This window comes from Pseudobacillus wudalianchiensis (assembly GCF_001685015.1).
Classification (GTDB): domain Bacteria; phylum Bacillota; class Bacilli; order Bacillales; family Domibacillaceae; genus Pseudobacillus; species Pseudobacillus wudalianchiensis.
In genome coordinates this window covers 701,791-728,237 of sequence record NZ_MAYT01000001.1, presented here as the reverse complement: position 1 = coordinate 728,237, position 26,447 = coordinate 701,791, and the positions used below count along the sequence as shown (strand labels likewise).

The following is a 26,447-nucleotide window of genomic DNA, read 5'->3' as shown; positions in this document are numbered from 1 at the left end:
TTTTGCTCATTGAACGAATTCTGATAGATAACTCCAACGTTCAATGAATTGTTCCAGCTGTTCGTTAAGCTGCTCCAATTCTGCACTTAACTGTTGGGCCTTTTCAAAATCGCTCCCTACTGCTTCTAGTTCTTCCTCTGCTTCCGCTATCCGGGCTTCTATACTGGCGATATCTGCTTCAATCGTCTCCCACTCCCGTTGCTCGTTATAGCTTAACTTCTTCTTTTTTGGCTTTTCTCGGACAGCTTCTACTTTCGGCTCTTTCGCCGGTGCCTCTTCCAATTTCTCTGCTTCAGCCTGCTCCGCCAAATAGTCACTATAAAGCCCATAGTACGAACTGATGATACCATCCCCCTCGAAGACAAGGAGACGTTCTGCTGTTTTATCAAGAAAGTATCGGTCGTGAGAAACCGTAATGACGACACCAGGAAACTCTTCTAAATAATCTTCTAGCACAGTCAATGTTTCTGTATCCAAATCATTTGTTGGCTCATCGAGCAACAAAACATTTGGCTGTGTCATTAATAGTTTTAACAAATAAAGGCGTCGCTTTTCTCCACCAGACAACTTATAAATCGGCGTACCGTGCACATGCATCGGAAAGAGGAAACGCTCAAGCATTTGCGCAGCGGAAATTTTTTCTCCAGTCTTTGTGGTAACCACTTCTGCTGATTCACGAATATAGGCAATCATCCTCATGCTTTCATCCATATCCGTGCGTTCTTGTGTATAATAAGCTATCTTTACTGTTTGCCCTGTTACCATTTCCCCGTTATCAAACTCAAGCTTACCAGCAAGTAAATTCATAAAAGTTGATTTTCCGCTGCCGTTTTTACCAACAATCCCAAAACGGTCTCCAGGCTTTACAAGTAAATTAAAGTCTTTTAGAATCACTTTTCCTTCAAATGATTTTGAGACATCCTTCAGCTCAAATACTTGCTTGCCAAGCCGGCTGCCCTTCATCGCTAAATCCATTTGCTCTTTTTTCGGTCCTTGACCAAGCGCTCCTTCCAATTGTTCAAAACGGTCAATCCGTGCTTTTTGTTTTGTCGTTCTTGCTTTTGCTCCCCGACGCATCCAGGCAAGCTCCCGCCGGTATAGGTTTCTCCGTTTATCTTCTTCAGCAGCCTGCTGTTCTTCCCGTGCTGCTTTGGCAGCAATATACTCTTGATAGTTCCCTTTATATGTATACAAGCTGCCATGATCAAGCTCAAACATTCTATTGGCTACCCGATCAAGAAAATAACGGTCATGGGTAACGAGCAAAACAGCTCCTTGATACTTGCTCAAATATTCTTCCAGCCAGCCAATCGTTTCATAGTCTAAGTGGTTGGTCGGTTCATCGAGGATTAATAAATCTGGTGTTTCAATTAATACTTGAGCGAGGGCGACCCGCTTTTTCTGCCCACCGGATAGTTCACCGATCCTCCGGCTGAAATCAGGAATGCCGAGCCGTGTCAGAATCGCTTCCGCATTTGTGTTTGCCTCCCATGCATTGAGAGCATCCATTTGCTTTTGTAGCTCAAATAACCGCTCTGCTACCTCCTGGTCTTGCGGGTCCTGTTCAAGCTGTTTTAATGTGCCTTCATATTCCTTTAACAGCTGAATAACCGGAGCATCACTTAAGAAAATTTGATCCATGACGGTGAGTGCTGGATTCATTTCCGGTTCCTGCTCTAAATAAGCAATTGTATAATCGTTTGGCGAAACCATTTCTCCGCTATCCGGCAGGTCTTTCCCCGCCACAATTTTTAAGAGGCTTGATTTTCCAGTGCCATTGACGCCAATTAAACCAATTCTTTCTTTTTCGGCAATGGAAAAAGTCAGCCCGTCAAATAGCACTTTTTCCCCGTACGATTTTGTCATGTCTTGCACAGTAAGTGCTCTCATTTCATTTCTCTCCCTATTTGCAAATCATTCAGTCTCCGTTACTGTCCGCAGTGACTCTCCAATAAAACTGATTAAATCACCAAGTTCATCCATCATTTCTTCTGTTATAATCCGTTCAAAATAAACGTGCCATTCATATGTGGTTCCTGTTTGATCGGAGTCAATTTTCTTCCGTTCATAGCGCCGCTCTGTCCCCCACATCCACTCTAACAGATCCATCCTTTCTGCCATCAAACTCCGCTCCGTTCCAAAATACAGAATATGCAGCGATACACCAGGAAGGGCATTCGACGACGGCAGCAACTCACCCGCCAGCTTTTCAAGATCTGCCTTAACGACCAGTGAGACACGGAGATCAGCACTGTCTTTAAGAGAAAATGTAATCACGGATTCCCGACTGAGCGTAGCGAGATCGACTAGATCCTTCCGGCTATGGACGTGAAAAAGGCCAGCCAGGTCCCGATCGTATACTTCGGCCTGTATCATGAATTTGATATTATCAAAAGCGGTCGGATCAAACAAATCAACACCTTCTTTATACTTATTCAAACTACATCTGATTATTTTTTCTCCAACATAAATAATGTGAAGAAGGTTAACGCCTGCTTTAATTCAGCAGGAAAAGTCTGGACTGCTGCTTCCGAAACGCCGCTCTTATATACATGCTCTTCAGCTATATATTGAAAGCCGCTGTCCAACGCCAATTTGGTGAACTCCCACGGCATCATGGTATTCATAATGACCGATTCGCCACTTAAACGGTTATAACTATTTTCTCGCGGGCCGGCCGTCGGGCCCAGTATGGCTGCACAAAGTTTTCCGCCAGGCTTTAGGGCACGTTTAATTTCTTGCAGCACACGCGATGGTTTTTCTGTCCACTCCAGAGAGTTAACAGCGATCACCGCATCAAGCTCTTCCCCCATAAATGGTAGATTGGCTAAATCACCTTGTTGAAAAGTTAATCCTTCTGTTTCAAACCTTTGAGCTAATTCAACCATTTTGGTCGATAAGTCCATTCCGATCACTTTATATCCTGTTTGATGCAGCTTGTAACTGCCATAGCCGTCACCACAGCCCAAATCGGCTACAAGACTGTTTTGCGGGACGTAATGAGCGAAGAAAGAACAAACCCCCTTACGGCTGCCCTTTTCCCACATATCAGCACTTTTTGCCTGCCATCCGCCGGCTCTTGCATTCCACTGTGTTTTTGCATCTTGCTGCCATGATTCGTTTCCCATCATCATCCCTCCCTGCTTTCTTTCATTGTAAGGGAATCAAATAACTTTCCGCAATATAAATGAAACCGCCCCTTCACTTAGGGCGGTCTCACTTTACTGCATGCAAATGATCGCTTCGTTAACTGATTAGCGGACTTCTTGAAAAGTATCGCAGTGATTCTTCTTTGACACGAGCAAATAAATGAGAATCAACAAAAGGAATAAGTTCTTCTGCAATTCTCCAGGCATTTAATTCAATTTGCGCCAGAATATCCACGCTCTTTGTTTCTTCCAGGCGAACACTTAAATCAGCAAGCTCCTCGTCTAAAGCATGCCCCAGCTCATGTGCAAAGATAATCCATTCATATTCCCTCATCTGCTCCAACGAGCCAAGAAGCCTTTCACATTGAATGGCAATATCCTGCTTAAAGAGGGTAATGGAATGTGTATCTGGCGAGTATTTCCCCCCTACGCAACGAGCGCCTGGAAATTCTTTTTTTATCTCTAGTGTCAACGTCTGATCCAGTTTTTTCATTAAAGAATAAAAATTCATTTCCCCCCGCATTTCATCCTCAACTCACTCTGCTTTTTATCTTCTTATGATTTTTTTGCCTGTTTATTCTCCTATGTAGGCTCAGAGACTCATTAATTTTATTTATAACAGAAGAAAAGCAGCAGTTTGTATATAGGTAATAAGAACTAACAAAAGTTGTCCCAGCAGTGAACTACACGTTTGTTTGCGGGACAACTTTTTTATTCTAGCGGTTTCTTTTGCAGAGAGAGTAACGTATCAATCCTTTTTGGATCTTCATTGAAATAGTCTACAAGATCGGCAATGCGATCAATAGAGTTCCAGCTTAGATGATGTTCAATCCCTTCCACATCTTCATAAATATGCTCTTCTTTTACCCCGATGATCCGTAAGAATTCCTCGAGTAAATCGTGTCTTTCCACAAGACGCTTGCCAATTTTCTTCCCCTTGGCTGTCAAGACTAATCCACGATATCTCTCGTATATTAAATATTCATCTTTGTCCAATTTTTGCACCATTTTTGTTACAGAAGAGGGGTGGACAGATAGGGCTTCAGCGATATCAGAAACGCGGGCATACCCTTTTTTATCTATTAGTATAAAAATTTGTTCTATGTAATCTTCCATGCTTGGTGTTGGCATTGGGATCCTCCTGAATTTACTCATCAATTTAATTTTACTATAGAAGAGAGTTCAATACAAGATAACGAAGCTTCTCCTATGAATCGGGAAGAAAGAAATTTTTTTACTTTTTTCCCTTCCCGTTCCTTGACTATTTTTACTTTTTTCGGTATATTATACGTATTATAAACAGTTTTTCTGTTTGTAATGAATATTTTTATTTGGGCACATATAGATAAGATGTGTTTCGAAGATTTAGGAGGATTCATTAACATGCAAAACGGTAAAGTAAAATGGTTCAACAATGAAAAAGGTTTCGGATTTATCGAAGTTGAAGGCGGAGACGATGTATTCGTTCACTTCACTGCAATCGAAGGCGATGGTTACAAATCTTTAGAAGAAGGTCAAGAAGTTTCTTTTGAAATCGTAGAAGGAAACCGTGGACCTCAAGCTGCTAACGTTGTAAAACTATAATCGAACTTATAAAGCCGGCAGGATGTGCCGGCTTTTTTATTTTATTTAAGCAGCTGTTCGCCGCATTTTCTCAGTTGTTCACCCACTGTACATTTTGTAATGCAAAACTTATGGGCAAATGATTTACCCTTTTCTTTACGAAAAGTGGCTTTTAACAAACAGCCTTCACAATATGTCTGCAAAATTCCTTCTACTTCTGCTATAAGCTGTTTTCTCTCCAAATATGTCACACCTTTCTTTACAGCTTTCGCTTAGGAAATCACGGAATGGCTATTCACAAAATTCCCCTGTAAAGCTTGATTCGCCAATTTGTCCGCTTCTTTATTTTGCCTTCTGTCTACTGGTTTGTAAAGTGGCGTCAACCGAAGTTTTTCCATTTTATGTTCAATGCGGTCCAACCACTTGTTTAATGTTTCATCAAAGCAAGGCCATTCTCCAGACAACTGCTTTAACACCACGTGCGAATCGCCTGTGATCGTCACTGGCACTTGCTTAACTCCAATCTCCTCAAGTAACCCAATTGCCTTATAAAGTGCAGCATATTCAGCCTCATTATTGGACTCTAATTGAAGCAGCCGCTCATTTACCCGACAGCGCCAGTCCTCTCCATTCTTTTTATAATAAACAACAATCCCTATTCCAGCTGTTTGCGTATCTCGATCGTACCCGCCATCAAAGTACACTTCCACTTCTCCCGGTTCCTCATCCAGCTTCTTATTTAATTTGGTAAACTCTTTAACCGTCCATTCATTTAAAAGCTCATCGATAATCGCTGCAGCTTTCATTCGTCCCGTTTTCGTCAAATCCTCAATAATCGGCAGAACCGCCTCTTTGCTTATCCAATCTGATTCAAATTCCGTTTTTCTTCCTCTAAATTCGTATTGCCATTTAATCTTCATTTTCATATCGATTCCCCGCCTTCTTCTTAACCCGTTTTCATGATTTTATATATTGTACGTTATGCGTAAACGCATGAATAAAGACAGACATTTTCCTGCTATTTTGTTCATATAACAGGAGATGCTATACGTTCAGCAAACAGTCGGGCTTTATCGGTTATTATCGTTAACTTTACTATATTTTTAGTCCTATATCGACTATTTGGACAGACGGGATAGTGATGCTGTTACAACACTCATCAGTCTGCAAGCGGCCGTATTCAGGTTAAACTGCCAAATCAGCAGCATGGCCTCTGACAATTGGCTACTGTTTATAGCCTTTCCTATTTAAAGAAAAAATTTCCGACAAACGGACTCTTTTACCTGTCTACTAATAGCAGAGCATAGCTTTATTGGATACCCTTCTGGCTTTATACCCAAACGCTTCTGCCTGCAAAATTTCTAATCTCCTATCGCGCTAGGCAAATCGATCTCCCTCTTCTCTTGTCCAGCTATGCCTCCTTGCCCCTCGAGGTCATAAGCCGATCTGGCTATGTGGCTGAAGAACGCCACTTCGCCACTTCGCCATTTCGTCTTATACTTGTCGGAGCAAAGCAGTCGGCTTCGCTTTTCTTATTGCAAATTGTTTATTTTTTCCGTAAAATTTATTGATATGAACATAAAGGGGGGATTCAATTGTTTGAGGTGTATACAGATGGAGCGAGCACCGGGTCTCCCGGATGGGCAGGGGCAGGCGTTTTTATTAAAGATGGTGCCATTGTTGACCGTTATTCGTTCCCGCTTGGTGTAAGGGATACACACGAAGCGGAGTTTCTGGCTGTTATTAAAGCGCTGGAGCTTTTAAAAGAAAGACAGGCAGCTACTGTTTCCCTGCGCAGCGATTCTCAAACAGTGGTTCAGGCTATTGAAAAGGAATACATACATAAAGAACTTTACAAACCGTTATTACAGGAAATTCTATCGTTATCGAAAGAGTTTCCGCTCTTTTTTGTAAAATGGATCCCCAGCAAAGAAAATCGCGCAGACGGACTTGCTCGTAAGGCTGTTCAGCAAAACAAAGGAGCTAAGAAGCGATGAAATGGGCCTCCGAGCTTTCTTTATTGTTTGTTGCTCTCATTTGGGGCGTGACATTTGTTATTGTGCAGCAGGCTATTGAGCTTTTGCCGCCGTTATTGTTTAACGGTATTCGCTTTTTCTGTGCGGCTCTCCTGCTTTTTACCATTATTTTCTTTCGAAAAGAAACTGCCCAGCTTACGGTAAAAACATGGAAGCATGGGATCATCTTAGGTATTTGTCTTGCCATCGGCTATGCCTTTCAAACGATCGGCCTTTTATATACAACTGTTTCTAAAACAGGTTTTATTACAGGATTAAGCGTTGTTCTTGTGCCGCTTATTTCTCTCGCTCTCTTAAAAAAGAAGCCCTCACCAGGTGCAGCGATTGGCTCCGTGACAGCCGCTGCTGGTCTATATTTGCTGACAGCAGGCGGAGCGGGCGGATGGAACATTGGCGACTTTTTCGTGTTAATTTGTGCATTCGGTTTCGCTTTTCACATCATCTTTACGGATGCTTACACTCAGTCTTCTTCTGCGCTGGCCCTAACAGCTGTACAAATTATAACGGTTTCTATTTTATGTTTTTTAGGCGGTTTTTTGCTCGAAGACTGGCAATCTGCTTTAACTGCTTCTACCTTACTAAATCCAGCTGTTTGGAATGCTCTGCTTATTACGGCCTTTTTAGCTACAGCTCTGGCTTTTTTCATTCAGACAACCGCTCAAAAGTTTACTACTCCAACGAGAGTGGTGCTTATTCTAGCTATGGAGCCTGTGTTCGGTGCGTTAACAGCCTTTTTATTAGTAGATGAACGACTCACTGCAGCCGGACTAACCGGTTGTGCCTTCATTTTCATCGGCATGCTGTTGGCAGAAATTCCTGTTCAAAAACTGTTTGGTTTTCGATCTGCTGCAAATAAATCATAAAACCGTCCAGGGTCATCCGGACGGTTTTTCATTATAATAAGCCTGTCGAATGAGCAAAACGAAGGGCGGTCTCTCGATCTGCTATCCCTTTTTCTTTAAACCATTCCAATAAGGATAGAAAAAAGCTGCCGTCAAATTCTTTTTGTACTTTCAAAGTGATTTCAATACCTGCCATCACTAATAGATCTGAAGCATCTGTCGAGGCCTTGCCGAAATAAATAAAGGCAATCATTTCATCGGAAAAACGGAAGCCTTTTTCTTCTAATCTAAGTAAATAATCAGTCAGCACCTGTTCTTTCTTCACTTAAGTTCCCACCTTGAACGTTAAGCAAATGGGTCCTCTGCATAGACGGCTGAGGCTTTCATTTGGATCAAATGGCGGCGCACTACTTTTAATTCTAGTTCCTCTACGGCCTGTTCCGCCCCTCTTCCAATTCCTTCCCAATCTGCTTCTTTAATATTCCAAACTAACGGTACATTGCAATGAATCTCGGCAAGCTGCCGTGACAGCTGGAGCATGTCCATTCCTTCAAGCATTTTCTTTTGCTGGGAAGGAGTCAGCTGCTCAATATTTGCGAGAATGCCATCAATGGTGCCATATTCCCTTACAAGCTTAAATGCGGTTTTTTCACCGATGCCTTTTACTCCTGGGTAGCCGTCACTCGGATCTCCCATGAGGGCCTTCACATCAATAAATTGTCTAGGGGTTATGGAAAATTGGTTAGCAAAGCTCTCTTCTGTATAGGTTACATAATTGCCAAATCCTTTTTGAAGAAGTGTTACTTCAATATTGTAATCAAGTAATTGTAAAAGATCCTTGTCTCCACTTAAAATCGTGACTCGCCTTTCTTTGTGCTCTTGCTTGGCAATCGTACCAATACAATCATCTGCCTCATAACCTTTTACCCCGATATTAGGCAGCAAAAAAGAACCGGCTACTTCTTTAGCCAGATCAAATTGCGGCAGGAGCTCAATAGGCGGTGCCTGCCGATTCGATTTGTAATCAGAAAACAAGTCATTTCTAAATGTTTGGCTGCCCATATCCCAGCATACTGCTGCATGGGTTGGTTTCATATATTCAATCGCTGTGAGCACATGCTTCATAAAGCCTTGGACCCCGTTGGTTGGCATTCCTTTGGAGTTCACCATAAATTGGCCGCTCACCGCAGTCGCGAAAAAGGCCCGAAAAAGTAAGGCCATGCCATCTATAAGCAGCAAATGTTCTCGTTTATTCATTTTGTCACCTCACTATTATTTTATCATAACTCCTCTGTTGATTGAGCAAAAACAAAAGAAAAGCCGCCTCGCTGTTCACAACGAGACGGACTGTACACTTAATGGTCTTCTTTTTCTACCGGCAACTCCTCATAAGAGGACCAATCACTATAGCTGCCAGCGTAGAGGCGGACATGCTGAAAGCCCGCTTGCTTTAAGGCAATAATATTTGGGGTAGCCGATACACCCGATCCACAGTATACAATGACCGAGTCCATTGAATTTAATTTATGAAACCGCTCCTTTTGTTCCTCTGCTGTTTTCNCCCGCTTGCTTTAAGGCAATAATATTTGGGGTAGCCGATACACCCGATCCACAGTATACAATGACCGAGTCCATTGAATTTAATTTATGAAACCGCTCCTTTTGTTCCTCTGCTGTTTTCCACAATGAACCGTTAAGCCCCTCTTGGAAAAAGTAATTCACAGCAGTAGGAATATGCCCCGGCACCCGATCAAGCGGCTCTACTTTTCCAGCATATCTCTCAGGCGCCCGTGAGTCGATAAGAATGGCTCCTCCCTTTTCAAGTGCTGCCTTTTTCACATCTTCAATAGAAGCAATCCAGTCCTGCTGCACATTCAGCGATATGCGCCCTTGCTTCGGAGCGGGAATCTCAACCGAAACAGGGAGCTTTCGCTTTTCCCATTCGGAAAAACCGCCATCCAAAATGTATACATGCTGATGGCCTATATAAGACAGCAGCCACCAGAAACGGCCGGCGAACATTGCATCACCATTGTCATAAGCAATAACGACTGTTTCATCCGTAATACCATAAGCTTCTACCGTCTTTTGAAATACTTGTAGATCAGGGAGAGGATGCCGCCCGCCGTGAACACCTTTTTCCCCAGACAGGTCTCGATCAAGATGAGCATAGAAAGCACCAGGAATGTGAGCCTGCTTATATGCTCTCTCACCAGCATCAGGATCTGCTAAGTTGAAACGGCAATCCACGATACAAGTATTCGGATCATCTAAATGCTCTAATAACCAGTTAATTGAATGGATATACTTCACGCTTTCTTCTCCTTTTTCACTCGTCATCAGGACCAAGCAATTGATCGAGTTTCTTTTTTAACAGCTTTACGACTTTGTCTTTCGGATCCCAACAATTAAATTGATAGTGAGGTTTCGTTTCATACTGTAGACGGGTGCAATCATAACGCATCCCCTCCTCTGTTTTCGACGGCTGAAAATGCCGACAAGTGGCACAGGCATGAAAATGGTTGATGATTTCTTTTTTACGGTCGCTCCAATTCAACGAGTGTCTGCTCCCATTCTTCGATATTCTCCGCCTCGTTGAGCACTTGCAGCCAGGCAGTGAACTGTTCTTCAACATCCGAAGCCGCTGTTTCTTTCATTAAATTCATACCTTCTATTGCTTCTTCGAGTGCCCACCTGCTCAACTTGTCTTTTTCTGTCGCTAAGTATTGATCAGTTAGATCTGATAAGCGGTTATGCAAAGTCTCCTGCATCAACTGTTTCTCATTTTTTTCAAAGAAAGACTTTGCATTTTTAAAGATCGATAAAGCGTCACTAAATGCTTCAGGTGCCATTTCTTCAAAAGCAGTCGGAAATTCAGGTGTTTCTCTTGATGGCCATTCAATCGCAGAAAATTGCAGCTGTGGCTGAACGGACTGACAGTGTAGTTTGATCGTTTCATGTTTTTCCGTCAGCAGCTTATGAGCTTGCTTCTCCGAACGAAGGCTCGTCGCTCTCATCTCTTGGGCTAAGTCATAGCCTACCGCCTCAAGCAGCTCTTTCATCGCTTCACTTAACGCCGCTTTAATCGGACGGCTGCCGTTCAAGGCTGCCGGATTAAAGGCCTCTTTAAAGAAGTCGGAAAAACGATAGAAGACACGCTGTTTTAAATAAAAAACAAGCTCATCTATTTCCTGGGTCATCCGCTTTTCAATTAATTGAACAGCTTCATTTTTTATATAATGGCTAATTTCGTTCAATTGGCTTTCGAGTTCTTCTTTTTTCTGCTCACGATTATCCCGATTCTCTTTTGCGGTTGCAATTAATTGACGAAGCTGTTCTAATCCGCGTACCCGCTCGGCTTCTGCCGCCTGGATCGCCATTTCTGCCAAGTCACCTTCTAAAAACTGCTGAAACTCCTGCTTGAATGGCCGCAAATTGGATTGAGGATGATCAAGCTCTCCGCGCTCGATTTCTTGGATCGCTTTTAGACTAGAAACGCCATGAATACGTGGGAAACGAATACCGTATTGAAGAAGCTGATCTTTTACATATTGAATCACTTCATCCACTTCTTCATCGCTGCTCGCTAAGTCAATCGCGTTCACAATAAAGAACATTTTGTCGAGTTCAAAAGCATCTTTGACACGCCCAAGCTGGATAAGAAATTCTCGGTCCGCTTTTGAAAAGGCATGGTTGTAATACGTCACAAACAAAATAGCGTCCGAGTTTTTAATATATTCAAAAGCAACACCTGTATGCCGGGCATTAATGGAATCGGCCCCCGGTGTATCAACAAGGGTAACACCTTGGCGTGTAAATTCACAATCATAATACAAATCAATTGATTCAACGAAACAGCTTTGTTTTTCGTTAGCGACAAATCCTTGGAAAGCAGGCAAATCAACAGAAAGCGTTTGGCCGAGATCCTCTTTATAGTCTTGGTAGCCTTCATGGAAAGCCTTCAAGAAAGATAAATGAATATTTTCACGGCCTTCTCCTCCACTGTTTTGCCCTAAATTCGGGATTATTTTATAAGCCTCAGCAAGCGATTGAACTGTTTTATTAAAAAATTGCAATGATTGCTGTAAATCAATTAGCAGCTGCTTTTCTGTTTTTAAATGGACCGCAGCTGTCCGGTGCCCATGCTGATCATTAGGCGGATGAATGCGATTAACAGCTGCCGTCGTTGGGTTTGGAGAAACCGGCAGCACTTTTTCACCAAGCATCGCGTTCGCAAAAGAAGATTTACCAGCACTGAAGGCACCAAACAAAGCAATGGTGTATTTCCGCTCTTCTAGACGGTCCGCTTTTTGTTTTAGGCCATCAATGAAACGCTGGAATCCCGGAATACCTGCGAGCTTCCCACTCATTTCCTTTAAGCGGGATGCTATGTCACTTACTGTGACCGCCGCTTTTTCAACAGGGGCTGTTTTGTTTTCTACTTCTGCTTCTTTCTTTTCAGCAGGCGGTGCCACAAGCTCTGCAGCTAACACTTCATCGAAAATTGTTACGTTATTTTGCTGCTCCTCCCACTGCTTCACGAACGTTTCATACTGTGAAGGAATGCTGACCTCGTCTTCTGCTAATAGCCGGCGAAGCGTTTGCTGTCTTTCATTAGCGGCTGCTTTTAAGCTTTCTAGCTGCTGAACGGCTTGGAGTTTTTCGTGCCATGTTGACCATCTAGCCTGCAATTCTTGCTTTTCCGCTGCAAAGCGTCTTTCCATCCGTTCAGCTGCTTTTTCTTTTATTTCATCCGTCAAAGTACGGGCTCTTTTTTTCAGTTGGCTTGCAACATCATCAGTGTAAGTCAAAACATAATCACCGGTTGCCATCGCACCTGACTTTACTGTATTCATAACTAACTGTTCATCGACAGGAATCGCCAGCTCTTCTGCCTCTAGCTGCAATTCATCATCGTTCAGTCCGCTCGATTTGAGCCAACTGCTTAATTGCTGACGCAAATGCCATTCTAGCTGCGTCTCTGTCTTTTCCTTTAAATCAGCAAGATAGCGCTCTAACCTTCTTTGTCGCTCTTCTTCTGTTTTCTTTTTGCTGAACAGCATCCCCACTTTGAAACCAGGCTGGACAGATTCCAAAAATTCTCTTGCCAACTCACGTGTAGAAGCAGGCATTAAGTAAGCATTTTGCAGCACTTTATCCCGTGACTCTTCTAATTCACGGACAAGTGCTTTCGCATCGCGTTTGTCGAGCTGTTCTTTTGACTGCTGTTCTTTTTCAACGATTTCTTCTTCATTCCAATGATCACCAAGCACATGTAAAAGCTCTTCCTTCGTTGCAGCCTGCTCTTCTTTCAGCCATGCGAGATGTTCGCTAACGAGTCGATTCATCATCGTTTCAGCAGAGCGAAGGGAAAGCTCCTCTCTGTCTGTCATACTTTCCTGGATTAGGGATTTTACTTCTTCAAAATCATTGCCAGGTAATGAACGCTCTCTTAAACTCGTAAAGAAAAACCTTTCCGGCTTCACTCCCCAAGCAGCAAAGGACGTATAGACGGATTGCTTAAATTCTTCAAATGAAAGCTCTTCTTCCCGGTGCTTATCGATCTGATTAATAATGAGATACAGCTTGACTCCATGTGCAAGCAGCTCTTTCGTATAAATAAAATTCAATTCTGACTGCACATGGTTGTAGTCCATCACATAAAACACCATATCTGCCAAATGAAGAGCAGATTCGGTTGAAATGCGGTGAGCGTCATCTGTCGAATCAACCCCAGGTGTATCCATTACCGTTACTTCTGCTGGCAGGTTGGACTTACTATGGCCAATTTCAATCGCTTCGACTTCTTCCCCGTTTTTACAAAACTCTTTCACTCTCTCAAAACGATACGGCGCCTTAAAAAGAAGCGGCTGCTTGTCTTTATAATAGACTTTCGCAAAATCTTCGGATGCATGATGGATTTTCACCAGATTGGCACTTGTCGGAATCGGACTTGACGGCAACAGGCTTTCTCCGGTCAATTCGTTGATCATCGTTGACTTTCCCGCAGAGAAGTGCCCGCAAAAGGCAACGATAAACTCTTCATCGTGTAATTTTTTTAAAAACAATTTGGCTTTTTCGGCTCTTTCTTCATCACCAGCCTGTTGAAACGTCTCAAAAAGCCCGACTGTTTTAGAAATCATTTGGGTCATCGATTGCTGAATAGCTGCTACTGACATTCTGTAAGTCTCCTTATATAAGTTTCTCATCTATTGCAAGTTTCTTTTATTGTATACGATTTTCGTCCACTTTCCCATACGAAAAAAAAGAAGGCATCAGCCGCCTTCTTTGATTCTATTATTGAATGTATCGATTTGTTAATGATTGATTGTTAATGATCCCTGCAGGCGGACACTTTCCCCGCCAATTAATGATAGACCTTAATTTATTAATCAACTGTGCGGTGCTTGTGGTTTGCCGACGTGGCCCATTACATATTTCATTACGCCTCCGTATACTACAACTGTCGCCGTTACAAACATCCAAACCATGAAAAGCACCGTCCTTTTTGAATTTTGTGTGGTTGAGAATAATTTTCATCTTCATTTACATCTTAGCATGAACGATAATGATTTTCAATTCCATTTTTAATTTTTTCTGTTTTTTTAAAAATATACGTAAAACGATTCTTTCTTCTTGCAAAAATATAAATTGTTTTCAGCAGAATGAACAGCAGCCTGAGCAAACCATCCTTACTTGATTCTGTATTTATAAAAAGAAGGTGAAAGTTTGGGGAACTGGCCATGAAATAAAATTAAGTGGTGATTAGAGAGCTTTATCTGCGACCCTTTGAAAAAGAAAATTCAATTTACAGTCACAAATTATCGCAAAGCTCATGATCAAGCAGGAAAGGCCTTTATTACTGTTGATAAACAAGAGGTTTTAAATGTGTGCACCATCACATTGGATATGATTTAACAAGAAAAGGAATTAATTCAATGCTTCCATCGCTTGCGGTGTCAAGCTGAAAGAATATAATCTTATTAAAGCGGAAATAAGATTATGCTCAATAACCAGTATGTTCTCAACGAAAAAAGAGCAGACACCCCTTATTAAGTGTCTGCTCTTTCTTATAAATATATCATCAACGTTCTTATGAAACTTTTGATCCTGTTAACGGTACAACCTTCTTACTTTTCTTGCCTAATTCATTAAATAAAATATTCAAGAAAATAGCTGTCAGACTGCCTGCGACGATGCCATTGCTCGTTAAAATTTGGACACTAGATGGCAGACCTGCAAATAATCCGGGTACGACCGTTACCCCTAGACCCATGCCAACCGAGCAAGCAATGATTAATAAATTTTCCTGAGAAGCCATGTCCGCCCGGCTCAGCATTTTAACTCCTTGAGCGACTACCATTCCAAACATAGCTACCATAGCGCCGCCGAGAACAGCATTTGGAATAATCGTTGTAAAGGCACCAATTTTCGGAACTAACCCAAGAATAACTAAAAAGCCAGCCGTATAGTAAATCACGGTTTTGGATTTTACCCCGGATAATTGCATGAGTCCCACGTTTTGTGAGAACGCTGTGTAAGGAAAAGCATTAAAGATAGCGCCGAGTGTATAGGCTAGTCCTTCCGCCCGGTATCCCTTTGCGATGTCTTTTTTATTAATTTTCTCATCACAAATGTCAGAAACAGCGAAGTACACACCTGTTGATTCTACCATGCTTACTACCGCTACAAGAATCATCGTAATGATGGATGACCACTCAAATGTTGGCCAGCCGAAGTAAAAAGGCTGAACCATATGAACAACCGCTGCATCTCGTACAGGAGAAAAATCCACCTTTCCCATAAATGCTGCAATGACAGTTCCGGCCAGCAAGCCGATCAATACAGCAATCGAGCGTACGAACCCTTTGAAAAAGCGGAATAGGGCAATAATAATAAATAAAGTAGTAAACGCTAGAATAATGTTAGGAGCAGAACCAAAGTCTGGTTTGCCTTGCCCGCCAGCCATGTTATTCATCGCTACTGGAATGAGCGTAAGCCCAATAATTGTCACTACCGAACCCGTGACGACTGGCGGGAAGAAACGAACGAGCCGGCTGAAGAAAGATGAAATCAATAAGACAAAAATTCCTGAGGCCAGTACGGCTCCGTAAATCGCTGAAAGTCCATGTTTCTCACCAATCTCCATCATCGGACCAACAGCTGTAAATGTACATCCCAGCACAACAGGTAAGCCGATTCCTACAAAGCGGCCCTTCCATACTTGCAAGAAAGTCGCTACTCCACACATAAAGATATCGATCGACACTAAATAGGTCAGCTGCTCAGGTGTCATCCCCATCGAATTCCCAACGATCAACGGGATAATAACAGCTCCGGCATACATCGCTAACACATGCTGAAGGCCTAATGAAGCTGTTTTTAACTTAGAAGGTTTCATACGAGTGCTCCTTCTGCAAATGTGACTTTACCATTTTCAAGCGATTGCACTCTTGCAAGAGACTCTACTCTTACATTCTTCTCACGAAGCAAATTGCCGCCATCTTGGAAAGCTTTCTCAATGACGATACCGATTCCAGCGACAGAAGCACCCGCTTGTTCAGCAATGTCTAACAAGCCTAAAGCAGCTTGTCCGTTGGCAAGGAAGTCGTCAATAATCAACAGACGATCCTCATTCGTGATAAAAGACTTGGAAACAGCAATTGGATTTGTTTCTTGCTTCGTAAAGGAATAGACATCTGCTGTATAAAGATCCTGTGTTAACGTAAGAGATTTACGCTTTCTCGCAAAAACGACCGGTACACCAAGCACAAGACCAGCCATCACACTTGGCGCAATCCCGCTTGATTCAATCGTTAAAATCTTCGTAATCTTATCATTCGTAAAGCGGCTGGCAAATTCCTCACCGATCTCTTTCATTAACTTAGGGTCGATTTGATGATTTAGAAACGAATCTACTTTCAACACTTGATCTGAAAGCACGTTACCATCTTTTATAATTTTTTCTTGTAAACTCTTCATTTTGTGTCCTCCTCAATCTTTTCTGACCTTTGGGACAGAAAAAACCCAAAAGATCATGTCATTCCTCAATTACTGAGTGAAGCAATGCCCTTTGGGTTTGAGAAGGCAACAAGAAAGACTGCCCTTCCACTGCTCACTCATAGTCAAATGATTTACGGTCATCCGGTAGAAACTTGCAGGCCATATTCCTGCGATTATATGAGCGAATGTTACGTTTAATTGTATTCTTTATTATATCAGCATAAATTAGAATTTCAATGCTATTCACGAACATTTTTATTTTTTTATCTTTAATTATTCGGAATTTTCGATCAAACACCAAAGGAGCAGCTAGTCACGATCCAGCTGCTCCCTTATTTTTTTATCGGGTAGTTCATTGCTTGTCCGGGATAGAAGGGAAAATCATCATCCGGCTCCTCCTCTTTTTTCGCCCATTTTGAAATAAGCAGGAAGAGAGCAATCCCATAAGAAGTGAGTTGAATTCCTTTAAGCATCCCACCTGCGAGCTGCTGATCTTGAAGTGCTGTCAAATTAGGCAACAACTGCTGGCCCTGCGTATAGACGTCATAAAAAGGACTATCCGCAACGAGCAAGAAGATGCCAATTGGCAATAATAGCACGGAAGCTACAAAGACATACATCACCCGTATCGATTCAGATAGACGGCTAATCTCAGGCAGCGGAGAAATAATCGTCCACCACATTAAAAATGCGGCCCCTAGCATAATGAATTGGGTCATAGACAATAGCATGGTATGTTTTTGCAGAAAATTAAAAATATCCGGTGCAAGATAAATAGACAAGAGCAAGTTAAAGGATAAAGCTGTTACCCACGGATGTGTAAACAACCTTAAAGCAACTCTCATCCGATAAGACCAAAAGAAAGAGCGCAAAAACTCTCTTGGCAAGCCTAACACAAACAGCGGCGGTACGACAAAAAGCATAACCATTAGCTCGACGACATGCGCGCTAAATAAGTCTTCTGCCGCGATTGCAGCGAACGGACTGCCTACGAAAATGTAAAACAACATTAAAGATGAATAAAAATAAAACCGTTGCATCCGTTTAAATGTATACCTACCGGAAGAAGCTAACTTTCTGTATAGAAAAGATAAGAGCCCCAAGAAAATAAGATAGCCTACTCCCCATAGCTGAAACCAATTAGCATCAGAAACAACATTTCCGATCACTTGATTGTCCTCCCGTTGTTATAAATAATTAAACGATGTTCCTTATCTATATTCAGAATGTAAACAAAGTCTATCTCTATACAATCAGGCCGCTGTCTTTTGAAATAGGAAGCCTGACAAGGAGCCTTATCCTTCACACTGCAGACAGATAACAAAAAAGCGAGTCATTGTTCATAGCCTCTTTTTGATTGTTTCTTCTATTTTAACAAAGATTCTCAACTTTTCTAGGCTATCTTGTAAAGGCTCCGGCCAGGCACTCCCTTAGTCTTTATTTCTTGGCGGGCGCTTTCCCCAGTATTGATAGTAGTCTGTCCGGATAAATCCGTTGAAGAGCTTACGCTTTTTAGTTGCTTTTTTGCCGTAAAATTCTTCAAACCCTTCATGAGAGGTTAACATATACACAGACCATGTATCGTAATCAGCAAACGCCTGTCCCATCTCCCGATACATTTTTTCGACTTCCGGCCGATCTCCAAGACGCTCGCCGTAAGGAGGATTCCCAACGATGACTCCGTATTCTTTTGTAGAAGAAAAGTCTTTTACATTCATTTGCTTAAATTGGATCAAATCAGCGAGCCCTGCTTCAAAAGCATTCTTCTGTGCAACCTCTACCATTCGATGGTCAATATCACTTCCTGCAATATCAAGCGGCTGATCATAGTTGGCTAGATCCTCCGCTTCTACTCTGGCGTTTTCCCATACGTCTTCACCGATCCAGTGCCATGCTTCTGAGAGGAATTCCCGGTTAAATCCCGGTGCAATGTTTTGGCCAATCAACGCTGCTTCGATCGGAATCGTTCCAGAACCGCAAAACGGATCGACGAACGGCCGATCAGGCTGCCAATTGGTCAGCTGAATAAGGGCTGCCGCTAATGTTTCTTTTAACGGAGCGCCGCCTTGGGCAATGCGGTAACCTCTTTTATGCAGTCCCGCACCACTCGTATCAATCGTTAACGTTGCCTTGTCTTTTAATAAAGATACTTCAATTTTAAATAACGGGCCGGTCTCCTGCAGCCATGTTTGAATTTTATATTTACTTCTTAACCGCTCAACAATCGCTTTTTTAACGATTGCTTGACAATCAGAAACACTGAATAAAGTAGACTTCACCGATTTCCCTTGCACTGGAAACTCTGCTTCTTTCGGCAAGTATTGCTCCCATGGCAAAGCTTTTGTTGCTTCGAATAGTTGATCAAATGTTGTCGCCTTGAACTCGCCAACAATGATCTTTACACGGTCTGCCGTTCGCAGCCACATATTACAGCGGGCGATTGCCGATTCATCCCCTTGAAAAATGACTTTTCCATTATCTGTCCGGCATTCATAGCCAAGCTTCTTTACTTCATTCGCCACTACCGACTCCAACCCCATCGCTGCCGTGGCCATTAATGTATAGGTTGACATCTAATCACCTGCACTTTTTAAAATTATGTATTTATTATAAAAAAACATCCGTATAGAACAAAAGCTCTCCATAAAGGAGAGCTTGTGCAATTATATCCCATAATAACGTTCTGTAAGCCATGTTCTGTACCATCGTACTGCAAGCGATCAGGGATGATCTTGTACTCCGGTGGTAATCATCTATCTGCGGACGTTCTGAAACATCCGCCCCTCTTATCGTTCATTTCCTTAAAGAGAGTGCCCCTACCTAAATTTGGGTTGCTCACTCGCGGGGTTTACCTCGTTCCACCTTTATAATTTCTTATAAAGCTACGTCACTGTGGCACTTTCAAAGTAGTCATGCCATATCCGAAGACTTAGGCATTTTCCTTGCCGTCAATCCAGCCGAAGCCGAACTGCCCTAGCTTACTTTTTCGCTAGGCACGAACACTACGGGCATCTCAGCACCGTGTGAGCATGGACTTTCCTCTGCAACCAATGAGCTGCAGCGATTACCCGAACGCTATTATTGTCATCTGCACTATTATATAGGAAAACACTAATAAATGCAATAGCTTTTTTAAAAAAACCGAAAAAGCTATTCGTTATACAGCTTATCCCCGAATACATGCCGCTCTAAATTCGATAATCGTTTCAAGATATCAAAGTTTGTAGAGCCAACGGCAGGCTGTGGAGGAGGGGCCGGCTGGGAACGGCGCATTGTTGTTTCACTTTGCTTTTTCAAGCGAAGGTTTTCCTGTTGAAGTTCCTCAATTGCCTGATGAAATACTTCGTAGTCCTTGATAATTAAATCAAGAAACTGGTCAACCTCATCTGGATTATATCCTCTCATAGAGGTTTTAAAATCTTTTTCTAAAATATCCTTTGCAGTCAGTTTCACTTTACTAGATAACATTCCCGTCATCACCTCAATATATTCCAAACCATGTTTCATTTATTTTTTCAAAAACGGGCCAATTTGTCAATCTATTCAGCTATAATCCCAATCCGTTTCCTTCAGCTGCTCTTCTTCTGCAATGAGCTGCAAATCATAAAATGTTATTTGGCGGATCTCAAAGGGTTGGCTCTGTTGAAGAGTACGGGCCATATTCCACAAATACTGGGGAGATCCCGTCTTTTCTTCATCATAGACAGCCAGCAAGCCGGCAGCTTTTTGTAAAAACAGCTGATTTTTGTTCCGAAATTGTACTGGATTCTTATACGGCTCCTTTGATACCGAATCCACAAAATCAGCTTGTGCCAAAATGGCTTCGTAATAAGTTTGGTTGTCCTCTTTCCAGTTTTCATGCTGCTGCAAAAAAGGAGTAAGGACAGCAAGTTTAGCATCGGAAAATTCTTTCTTCAATTCAAACAGCACTTCCGCTGCCCAGCACTCGACACCGAGCTGACCGCTAATTAACAGCCATTCCATTCCTTCCTCAAGCAATCTGCGCAGCTCCTTCTCTAAAGCCTTTTTTATAAAAAAGACCGCCGGATCATCTTTTTTAAAAATTCCAAGCTCGTAGGGTTTGTACCCGGCTACTGTCCAAACAGACACCCCAAAACCTCCTTTAACATAATAAAAAAGCAAGGGATTGCCCCTCACTTTTTTATCTACTTAAAAACCAAATGGCCTCCGCGGTCCTCCACCACAGACAAATTGCTGGTTGTTCACATCTTGAGCAAAGGATTGAGTTTGTGGGTAATAATGTTGATGTTGGTACATTTGGTGATTGATGTTGGCCGTGTGTGTTGGATGAATATGCGGCACAATAAATTGCTCAAAAGTGTGATTTTCGCAACACATCGGTGGATGAATCACAGCCGGTAATACAATAGGACGGTTGTAGTGCATGATTCTCTTCCCCCTTTCCCTCTCTGTCTATATAAAACAGTCTATGTAGAAGCAAGGGGACATGTACTATTATGAATACCTATTTTCACATAAAGTTTGAAAAGCTATCTTTCATATTGGTCATAAAAAAAGCCGTTAAGCCGACAACAACAAAGAACAACACAAATAAAGCGCGATACACGTTCATTCCACCCCGTAAATATTTTCTTATATCTTTTCATACCATTCTACATTTTACCGCCTTTTGTCACAAGAAACAATAAAGAAAAGGAAATTATTTTTGTTGAAGCAACTAAAAATTTGTCGTTTTTCAAAACGAAAATTAGATCTAATTACCTACACACCCATCTTTCGCTCTAACCGTTTTTTTCTTTTGATTAAATCTTCTTCCATTCGTTTGCTCGTATTGTTATGGAGTCTATGAGCTTCCTCTGCATGGTGCAGGGCTTGCCCATAACATTTTCGTTGATGTTCGTAATATTTGCTAAGCTCAATATGCGCCTCTATCCTTTCAGGCAGCTTTCCTTTTTCACACACTCTTTTCCAAAGATTCACCGCTTGATCCCATTCTTTTTCTCTTTTGAAATGAGAAGCTAAAGCATGGCTGGCAGTCGTTTGTACCTCTTCATGCTGCTCATCCACCAACTCCTGGTAAGCTCCCGCCGAGAGTTTTTTTTCTCCCACCGCTGATAACCACTTTGCCACCTCTAGTCGTTCCCGGCTAGTATAATGGTTTCCTTCCTGTAATAGATGAAAGCTAATATGAGTATAAAGGGTGATAAGGGTTAAAATATCTCTTTCATTATGTTCCATCACTTTCAGTACGCCTTCAGGGTGCTTTCGCTCGACGAAATCAAAATAAATCATCGGCGCCAAATAGCCAGGGATATCCTCTACTCGAGCAATGTCCAGTTTTTCCTTTTCGACGTTGACAAGTTTGACAGACTCCATCGAATGCTTCCATAACCTTCTGGACGCATGGTATAAGTCAAAATGACCAAAGCTCGGCAGCTTCGGAACGTGTTCACGAACAAGTGTATGGCGTGTTTTCACTTGCGGCCAGTCAAACGATTTTCCATTATACGTAACAAGCGTCGTATAATCTACTTTTTCGAGAAAGCTTGAATAGAGAGCGACTTCATTTCCTGGAGCAGGCAAAAAATGCTGGCGTACCACTACTTCCTCTTCCTTTATTCTTGCATAACCGAGCAAAAAAATGGTGTTTCCTGCTCCGCCTCCAAGACCCGTCGTCTCTGTATCAAAGAAAAATAAATCTGAAGCTGCCAATCCTTTGGCAGACAGCGGATGCGTCCCTTCCCATTCGTTCCATTTAGCGACTGCTTTTTTCACTTCGGAAAATTGATGCTTGCCGTGCTGAAAAGAGAGTGGATAGCTGGCTTCACGGATAAGACACCATTGATCACCTAACACATAGGGCTTTGCCCCCGCTTTTTCCCATTCATCCATGTGAGGAAAATCGAGCTGCTGGACGACTGGCTTTTCTATCATTTCCTTTGTCTCTTCCCTTACAATATGGCGCTTCATCCGCTGAAGCTTTCCAGATAACCCCATTTTATTTCGCTCCTATCGTTAGAAACATCTCAAGCAGGCGGTATGCATCCTTTTTAGCCGTATGAAGAGCGGTCTCTGTGCCGATGCAGGAAGGACAGCCACTTGGGCAAGGGCAATGATGAATCAGTTCGGCTGCCTGCTTTATAATTTCTTCTAATTGATTGAAAACCTGTTCACTTAATCCAATTCCGCCCGGATAATGATCATATACAAAGATCGTTGGCTTTTGATTATGGCTCGCTTTTACTTGCGGCACGATATGAATATCATTTGGATCGCACATTGCAAATAAAGGGATGATCGCTTTCAAAGAATGGGCCGCCCCAATCAGACCGTTCTCTAGCCGCTCCTCCGACAAATCCTTTAATTCCGCATTCAATGACATCCACATCGCATTCGTATGCAGCTCTACTTCCGGCAAGTGAATAGGCCCTGATCCGATGTTTTCATGTGTATCAAATTTAATTTTTTTAAAAATAGTAGCCATCGCATGAACAGCAACATCCCCATAAGAAAATGTAACATGCTCTTTTTCCTGCTTTTGATCTTCCTCTAATACTTGTAACTGAACAGCCAAATTCGCATCCGTAAAGTAGTCGACATCTACTTCGCGGACATAGGCTTTTTTCTCTTCCCAATCAAGCTCCTCTACCTGATATTGGATTCCCTGATGAAGATAAATGGCTTCTTCATGTAAAAGCGTCATAGCGCTAAAAGTATCCATCTCTCCAATCACCTTATGGCTGGCTGTTGTGGAAATATCAATAATGACGACATTTTCCTGGGAAGCAGAGCGCAAGCTGATATTATGAGCCGGAAAGGAATCATTCATCCAAAACCATTGGCCATGATTTTCATGAAGCACTCTTTCCTCTGTTAAAAACTCCAACACTTCTTCAACATCCGTCTGCCCAAATAATTCTCCCTTTTTAAAAGGGAGCTCATAGGCAGCACATTTTAAATGATCAACTAAAATGACGAGATTGTCAGGATTAATGCGGGCTGTTTCCGGCGTCCGCTTAAAGAAATAATCAGGATGATCAATGATAAATTGATCGAGCGGGTCGGAGCTTGCTACCATAATAACGAGTGATTCTCCGTGGCGGCGGCCGGCTCTTCCCGCCTGCTGCCAAGCACTCGCAATCGTGCCAGGATAGCCAGTCATCACACACACTTGCAGCTGACCGATATCTACTCCCAATTCCAACGCATTCGTGCTCACTACCCCATAAATCTCTCCATTTCTTAATCCTTTTTCAATCTCACGGCGCTGTGTAGGCAAATATCCCCCTCGATAGCCTCTAATGGACTTAGGGCCAAGTTCATTTTTGACGAGCTCCTGCAAATACGTCAAAAGGATTTCAACCCGTACCCGGCTTCTGGCAAAGACAATCGTTTGGATTTTATTTTTTAACATTTCACCTGCAAGACGGCGGACTTCAAGGACCGCACTGCGCCGAATATTAAGGGGCTTATTAACGACAGGCGGATTATAAAACACGAAGTGCTTTTTGCCAGCCGGCGCTCCATTTTGATCAATTAATTTTATCTTTTTTTCAGTTAATGACTCAGCAAGCTCTAGTGGATTAGCGATGGTAGCAGAAGTGCAAATAAAAACCGGATCACTTCCATAGTAGCGGCAAATGCGCTGTAAGCGGCGCAGCACATTGGCTACGTGACTACCAAACACCCCTCTATATATATGAAGTTCATCAATAATGATGTATTTTAAGTTTTCAAATAACGATACCCACTTCGTGTGATGAGGCAAAATAGCGGAATGCAGCATATCAGGATTTGTGAGAATAACTTGTCCAGCCTTCCGCACTTTTTGCCGGATATTTGCCGGTGTATCTCCATCATACGTGTAGCTGTTGATCGGCAGCCCGATCTCCTGGATTAACTCATTGATCTCGCTCTTTTGATCTTGGGCAAGGGCTTTAGTAGGAAACAAGTAAAGAGCCCGTGTTTCTTCATTTTCAATAATAGATTGAATAACCGGTAAATTATAGCAAAGTGTTTTCCCGGATGCTGTCGGTGTGACGGCTACAAAGCTTTCTCCCTTTCTTGCTGCTTCATAAGCCGCTAATTGATGGGTATATAACGTTTCAATTCCTCTGTTCTTTAATGCGGCTGCAAGCTCAGGGGCAATATCAGCCGGCAGCGAAACGGTATCCGCCTTTTTTTCCGGGATCGTATGCCAATGAATAATATTTGAACGGACGGCTTCTTCCTGCCTTAGCCAATCAATGGCCTCTTGTAACGTTTTTCTCCTGAATAGCATACTCTCACCTCCTCTCTATTTTAGCGAACAAACGATCCATTTGGAAGGAAAACAACAGTCTATGTAAAGATCTGCTTTTTACACAACAAAAAGACCCCGAAGGATTCTTTCCTTTAGGGCCATAGAGCTAGAGATAAACGCTCACTTTCTTATGCTTTTAGCCAGCCAGACATATCTTTCACAACTTTTGACAGCTGGGACACTGTATTCACCATCATTCCCGCCGTATCCATTGCTTTGTTAATATCAAATGTACCGTCTTTATTTTGAAAAGATTTCAGCAAAAGCTGGCTATTGCTTTTCGCTGGCGGTGCCGACGGTATAGTTTGCGGCATGGAAGAAGCAGGTGAAAACATTTGGTACGGTCCCTCTGGCATTTGCATTTGATAAAGCGGATGACTCCATAAATCACCTGGATATTGATTGTACCCAGGTGGAGAAGGTGTGTAGCCGGGATAGGCGGCCGGCGATTGATAAGGATAAGGTCCAGAATATGGATGCACCTGTTCCCACGGGTTCATCTTTTTCCCTCCCACAATGTTGGTTATAACATCTTACGTTGATTCGAGGAAAAAAGTGAATGCTATCTTAATTCTTTTAACAGCTGCTGTAAAACAAAGAGAGTTGATTCTACATAATTTCGAAAGCGTGTATAGCTCGTTTCCGGAAAAAATGCCTGCACTGAAATCAGCTCTATATTTTCTACGACGGATTTCACTTGGGGATCATGAATATATTTAAAACGTGTCGTCTGTAAACAAGTCCTAATTTCTTTTTCCCATTCCTTTAACTGCAGATGAGCTTCATCCGCAAACGGTTTTACTTCTTTATAAAAATCTCCTTTTTTCTGTTGCTCTCTCGCTATATGATAACGGTTATTGGCATGGGTGACGATCTCTATTAGCCTCTCTGTTAATTCTTGAAGTCTGCTCATATCCTACTCTCCTCTTCACCCCATCATTCTTTCGTACCTATATAGTTTATAAGTTTTTATGAGAGTCTTCAAGAGGCCGCTCTTACTTCTGTTTCATACATTAAAAGGATTGGACCATTCTATAGGAAGGAGTAGCAGCCAATAAGAAATCTGCCCCTTCTTCAAGCTGATTCATGCGCGCCATGACCATTTCTTTCTTTTTCCAAAGACGTGAATAGTGAGCCTTGTGCATAATGGTCACACGTTTCTTTAATACTTTTTCAATTTGCTCTACCTTTTCCTCAATCTCATTTAATGTACGAAGCACTTCTTCTCTCGTCATTCTCCCCACTCCTTTTAAATTTTTTCCCCGCTGTTTCTCTTGCTCACCTCTTTCTCTCTTCTCCCAATGAATTCCTTCCTGCCTGACAAAACTAGGTTCTATTCGGCAAAGAAAGAAGCAGCGGGTCAAAAAAATTCATTTTATTCGACAAAGCTTTTATTCTCTCAAGGTACCATATTCTTTAAAATGCAGAGCACGTCTGAAAAGGTTATAATAAAGAAGCGCGAAAAGGGTTATATGAGATGGTTTAGCTGCATAACTGTACAAGAGGGTTGCCGGGTAAGAACTCTCACTTCGGATACCGAACGGAAAAAGGAAAAAATCACTCTATTTTT

28 protein-coding genes, 1 other RNA gene, 1 pseudogene and 1 riboswitch are annotated in these 26,447 nt (G+C 42.2%); of the genes and pseudogenes, 4 read left to right on the top strand and 26 right to left on the bottom strand.

All coding sequences use genetic code 11. From position 1 onward, the window contains the following. Positions 1–6: 6 nt before the first annotated feature. The 5 genes from A8F95_RS03745 to mntR all read right to left on the bottom strand — a co-directional run bounded on the left by A8F95_RS03745 (position 7) and on the right by mntR (position 4,280). Complete coding sequence (locus A8F95_RS03745) at positions 7–1,890, bottom strand: ABC-F family ATP-binding cassette domain-containing protein (protein WP_065409269.1); 1,884 nt, start codon at positions 1,888–1,890, stop codon at positions 7–9. Between the two features lie 24 nt (positions 1,891–1,914). Beyond that, positions 1,915–2,439: a hypothetical protein gene (locus A8F95_RS03740; RefSeq protein ID WP_141676219.1), complete on the bottom strand. Its 525-nt coding sequence runs from the start codon at positions 2,437–2,439 to the stop codon at positions 1,915–1,917. An 11-nt stretch (positions 2,440–2,450) separates the two neighbouring features. After that, a complete protein-coding gene (locus A8F95_RS03735) occupies positions 2,451–3,128 on the bottom strand; it encodes a class I SAM-dependent methyltransferase (protein ID WP_065409267.1) in 678 nt (225 codons plus the stop codon). Positions 3,129–3,246: 118 nt separating this feature from the next. Continuing rightward, positions 3,247–3,642, bottom strand: coding sequence for a hypothetical protein (locus A8F95_RS03730; RefSeq protein ID WP_245671072.1), 396 nt, complete (start codon positions 3,640–3,642; stop codon positions 3,247–3,249). Positions 3,643–3,860: 218 nt separating this feature from the next. Beyond that, the gene (gene mntR / locus A8F95_RS03725) at positions 3,861–4,280 is read right to left on the bottom strand and encodes a transcriptional regulator MntR (protein WP_049662806.1); all 420 of its coding nucleotides are present in this window, start codon (positions 4,278–4,280) and stop codon (positions 3,861–3,863) included. A gap of 252 nt (positions 4,281–4,532) precedes the next feature. Between mntR and cspD the strand changes: the two genes are divergently transcribed. Then, positions 4,533–4,733, top strand: a complete 201-nt coding sequence (gene cspD / locus A8F95_RS03720) for a cold-shock protein CspD (RefSeq protein WP_041096853.1) — start codon at positions 4,533–4,535, stop codon at positions 4,731–4,733. Between the two features lie 41 nt (positions 4,734–4,774). Here the strand turns inward: cspD and A8F95_RS03715 are convergent, their stop codons facing one another. After that, positions 4,775–4,954: a zinc-finger domain-containing protein gene (locus A8F95_RS03715; protein WP_065409266.1), complete on the bottom strand. Its 180-nt coding sequence runs from the start codon at positions 4,952–4,954 to the stop codon at positions 4,775–4,777. A gap of 30 nt (positions 4,955–4,984) precedes the next feature. Beyond that, positions 4,985–5,638 carry a reverse transcriptase-like protein gene (locus tag A8F95_RS03710; RefSeq protein ID WP_065409265.1) on the bottom strand — a complete coding sequence of 218 codons (654 nt, stop codon included), beginning with the start codon at positions 5,636–5,638 and terminating at the stop codon, positions 4,985–4,987. A 678-nt stretch (positions 5,639–6,316) separates the two neighbouring features. Here A8F95_RS03710 and A8F95_RS03705 point away from each other — a divergent pair. Together A8F95_RS03705 and A8F95_RS03700 are read left to right on the top strand one after the other, a co-directional pair. Next, positions 6,317–6,709 carry a reverse transcriptase-like protein gene (locus A8F95_RS03705; RefSeq protein WP_342669936.1) on the top strand — a complete coding sequence of 131 codons (393 nt, stop codon included), beginning with the start codon at positions 6,317–6,319 and terminating at the stop codon, positions 6,707–6,709. After that, a complete protein-coding gene (locus tag A8F95_RS03700) occupies positions 6,706–7,611 on the top strand; it encodes a DMT family transporter (RefSeq protein ID WP_065409263.1) in 906 nt (301 codons plus the stop codon). Before A8F95_RS03705 ends, A8F95_RS03700 begins: the two co-directional genes overlap by 4 nt. Positions 7,612–7,642: 31 nt before the next feature. On the opposite strand, the gene A8F95_RS03695 is transcribed toward A8F95_RS03700, so the two are convergent. The 6 genes and pseudogenes from A8F95_RS03695 to A8F95_RS03675 form a co-directional block, all read right to left on the bottom strand. After that, positions 7,643–7,915 (bottom strand): DUF6123 family protein, encoded by a 273-nt coding sequence (locus A8F95_RS03695; RefSeq protein ID WP_065409262.1) that lies wholly within the window; start codon positions 7,913–7,915, stop codon positions 7,643–7,645. A gap of 20 nt (positions 7,916–7,935) precedes the next feature. Next, positions 7,936–8,847, bottom strand: coding sequence for a 5'-3' exonuclease (locus tag A8F95_RS03690; RefSeq protein WP_065409261.1), 912 nt, complete (start codon positions 8,845–8,847; stop codon positions 7,936–7,938). Between the two features lie 98 nt (positions 8,848–8,945). Beyond that, positions 8,946–9,161, bottom strand: a pseudogene (locus A8F95_RS23160) (sulfurtransferase); the annotation flags it as partial. Continuing rightward, the gene (locus A8F95_RS03685; protein WP_077247188.1) at positions 9,115–9,930 is read right to left on the bottom strand and encodes a sulfurtransferase; all 816 of its coding nucleotides are present in this window, start codon (positions 9,928–9,930) and stop codon (positions 9,115–9,117) included. The pseudogene A8F95_RS23160 and the gene A8F95_RS03685, both read right to left, overlap by 47 nt. Continuing rightward, positions 9,920–10,147, bottom strand: a complete 228-nt coding sequence (locus A8F95_RS03680) for a hypothetical protein (RefSeq protein WP_331456996.1) — start codon at positions 10,145–10,147, stop codon at positions 9,920–9,922. The genes A8F95_RS03685 and A8F95_RS03680 overlap by 11 nt, the downstream gene beginning before the upstream one ends. After that, positions 10,128–13,769 carry a dynamin family protein gene (locus A8F95_RS03675; protein ID WP_065409259.1) on the bottom strand — a complete coding sequence of 1,214 codons (3,642 nt, stop codon included), beginning with the start codon at positions 13,767–13,769 and terminating at the stop codon, positions 10,128–10,130. The genes A8F95_RS03680 and A8F95_RS03675 overlap by 20 nt, the downstream gene beginning before the upstream one ends. Before the next feature lie 598 nt (positions 13,770–14,367). Here A8F95_RS03675 and A8F95_RS23465 point away from each other — a divergent pair. Continuing rightward, positions 14,368–14,508 carry a hypothetical protein gene (locus A8F95_RS23465; RefSeq protein ID WP_483826430.1) on the top strand — a complete coding sequence of 47 codons (141 nt, stop codon included), beginning with the start codon at positions 14,368–14,370 and terminating at the stop codon, positions 14,506–14,508. Between the two features lie 175 nt (positions 14,509–14,683). On the opposite strand, the gene A8F95_RS03670 is transcribed toward A8F95_RS23465, so the two are convergent. From A8F95_RS03670 to A8F95_RS03610, 13 genes are all read right to left on the bottom strand, one after another. Beyond that, positions 14,684–15,991, bottom strand: a complete 1,308-nt coding sequence (locus A8F95_RS03670) for a nucleobase:cation symporter-2 family protein (protein WP_065409258.1) — start codon at positions 15,989–15,991, stop codon at positions 14,684–14,686. Continuing rightward, entirely contained in the window at positions 15,988–16,572 is a 585-nt protein-coding gene (locus A8F95_RS03665; protein ID WP_065409257.1) for a xanthine phosphoribosyltransferase, read from the bottom strand. Before A8F95_RS03665 ends, A8F95_RS03670 begins: the two co-directional genes overlap by 4 nt. A 120-nt stretch (positions 16,573–16,692) precedes the next feature. Continuing rightward, positions 16,693–16,794, bottom strand: a riboswitch (purine riboswitch). 131 nt (positions 16,795–16,925) lie between these two features. Continuing rightward, a complete protein-coding gene (locus tag A8F95_RS03660) occupies positions 16,926–17,762 on the bottom strand; it encodes a cytochrome c oxidase assembly protein (RefSeq protein ID WP_065409256.1) in 837 nt (278 codons plus the stop codon). Positions 17,763–18,023: 261 nt separating this feature from the next. Further along, positions 18,024–19,166, bottom strand: a complete 1,143-nt coding sequence (locus A8F95_RS03655; RefSeq protein WP_065409255.1) for a THUMP domain-containing class I SAM-dependent RNA methyltransferase — start codon at positions 19,164–19,166, stop codon at positions 18,024–18,026. Between the two features lie 108 nt (positions 19,167–19,274). Beyond that, positions 19,275–19,669, bottom strand: an RNA gene (gene rnpB / locus A8F95_RS03650) — RNase P RNA component class B. A 74-nt stretch (positions 19,670–19,743) separates the two neighbouring features. Further along, complete coding sequence (gpsB, locus tag A8F95_RS03645; protein ID WP_065409254.1) at positions 19,744–20,061, bottom strand: cell division regulator GpsB; 318 nt, start codon at positions 20,059–20,061, stop codon at positions 19,744–19,746. A 75-nt stretch (positions 20,062–20,136) separates the two neighbouring features. Beyond that, positions 20,137–20,703 (bottom strand): SLOG family protein, encoded by a 567-nt coding sequence (locus A8F95_RS03640; RefSeq protein WP_065409253.1) that lies wholly within the window; start codon positions 20,701–20,703, stop codon positions 20,137–20,139. A 60-nt stretch (positions 20,704–20,763) separates the two neighbouring features. Next, positions 20,764–21,000 (bottom strand): spore coat protein, encoded by a 237-nt coding sequence (locus tag A8F95_RS03635; protein ID WP_049662831.1) that lies wholly within the window; start codon positions 20,998–21,000, stop codon positions 20,764–20,766. 336 nt (positions 21,001–21,336) lie between these two features. Beyond that, positions 21,337–22,572: a ribonuclease H-like domain-containing protein gene (locus A8F95_RS03630; protein ID WP_065409252.1), complete on the bottom strand. Its 1,236-nt coding sequence runs from the start codon at positions 22,570–22,572 to the stop codon at positions 21,337–21,339. Position 22,573: 1 nt separating this feature from the next. Then, positions 22,574–24,856, bottom strand: a complete 2,283-nt coding sequence (locus tag A8F95_RS03625) for a DEAD/DEAH box helicase (protein ID WP_065409251.1) — start codon at positions 24,854–24,856, stop codon at positions 22,574–22,576. A 149-nt stretch (positions 24,857–25,005) separates the two neighbouring features. Then, entirely contained in the window at positions 25,006–25,377 is a 372-nt protein-coding gene (locus A8F95_RS03620; RefSeq protein WP_065409250.1) for a YppG family protein, read from the bottom strand. A 62-nt stretch (positions 25,378–25,439) separates the two neighbouring features. Continuing rightward, on the bottom strand, positions 25,440–25,790 hold the full coding sequence (locus tag A8F95_RS03615; protein ID WP_049662835.1) for a DUF1798 family protein: 351 nt from the start codon (positions 25,788–25,790) through the stop codon (positions 25,440–25,442). 100 nt (positions 25,791–25,890) lie between these two features. Beyond that, positions 25,891–26,112 carry a hypothetical protein gene (locus tag A8F95_RS03610; protein WP_049662836.1) on the bottom strand — a complete coding sequence of 74 codons (222 nt, stop codon included), beginning with the start codon at positions 26,110–26,112 and terminating at the stop codon, positions 25,891–25,893. Positions 26,113–26,447 lie beyond the last annotated feature (335 nt).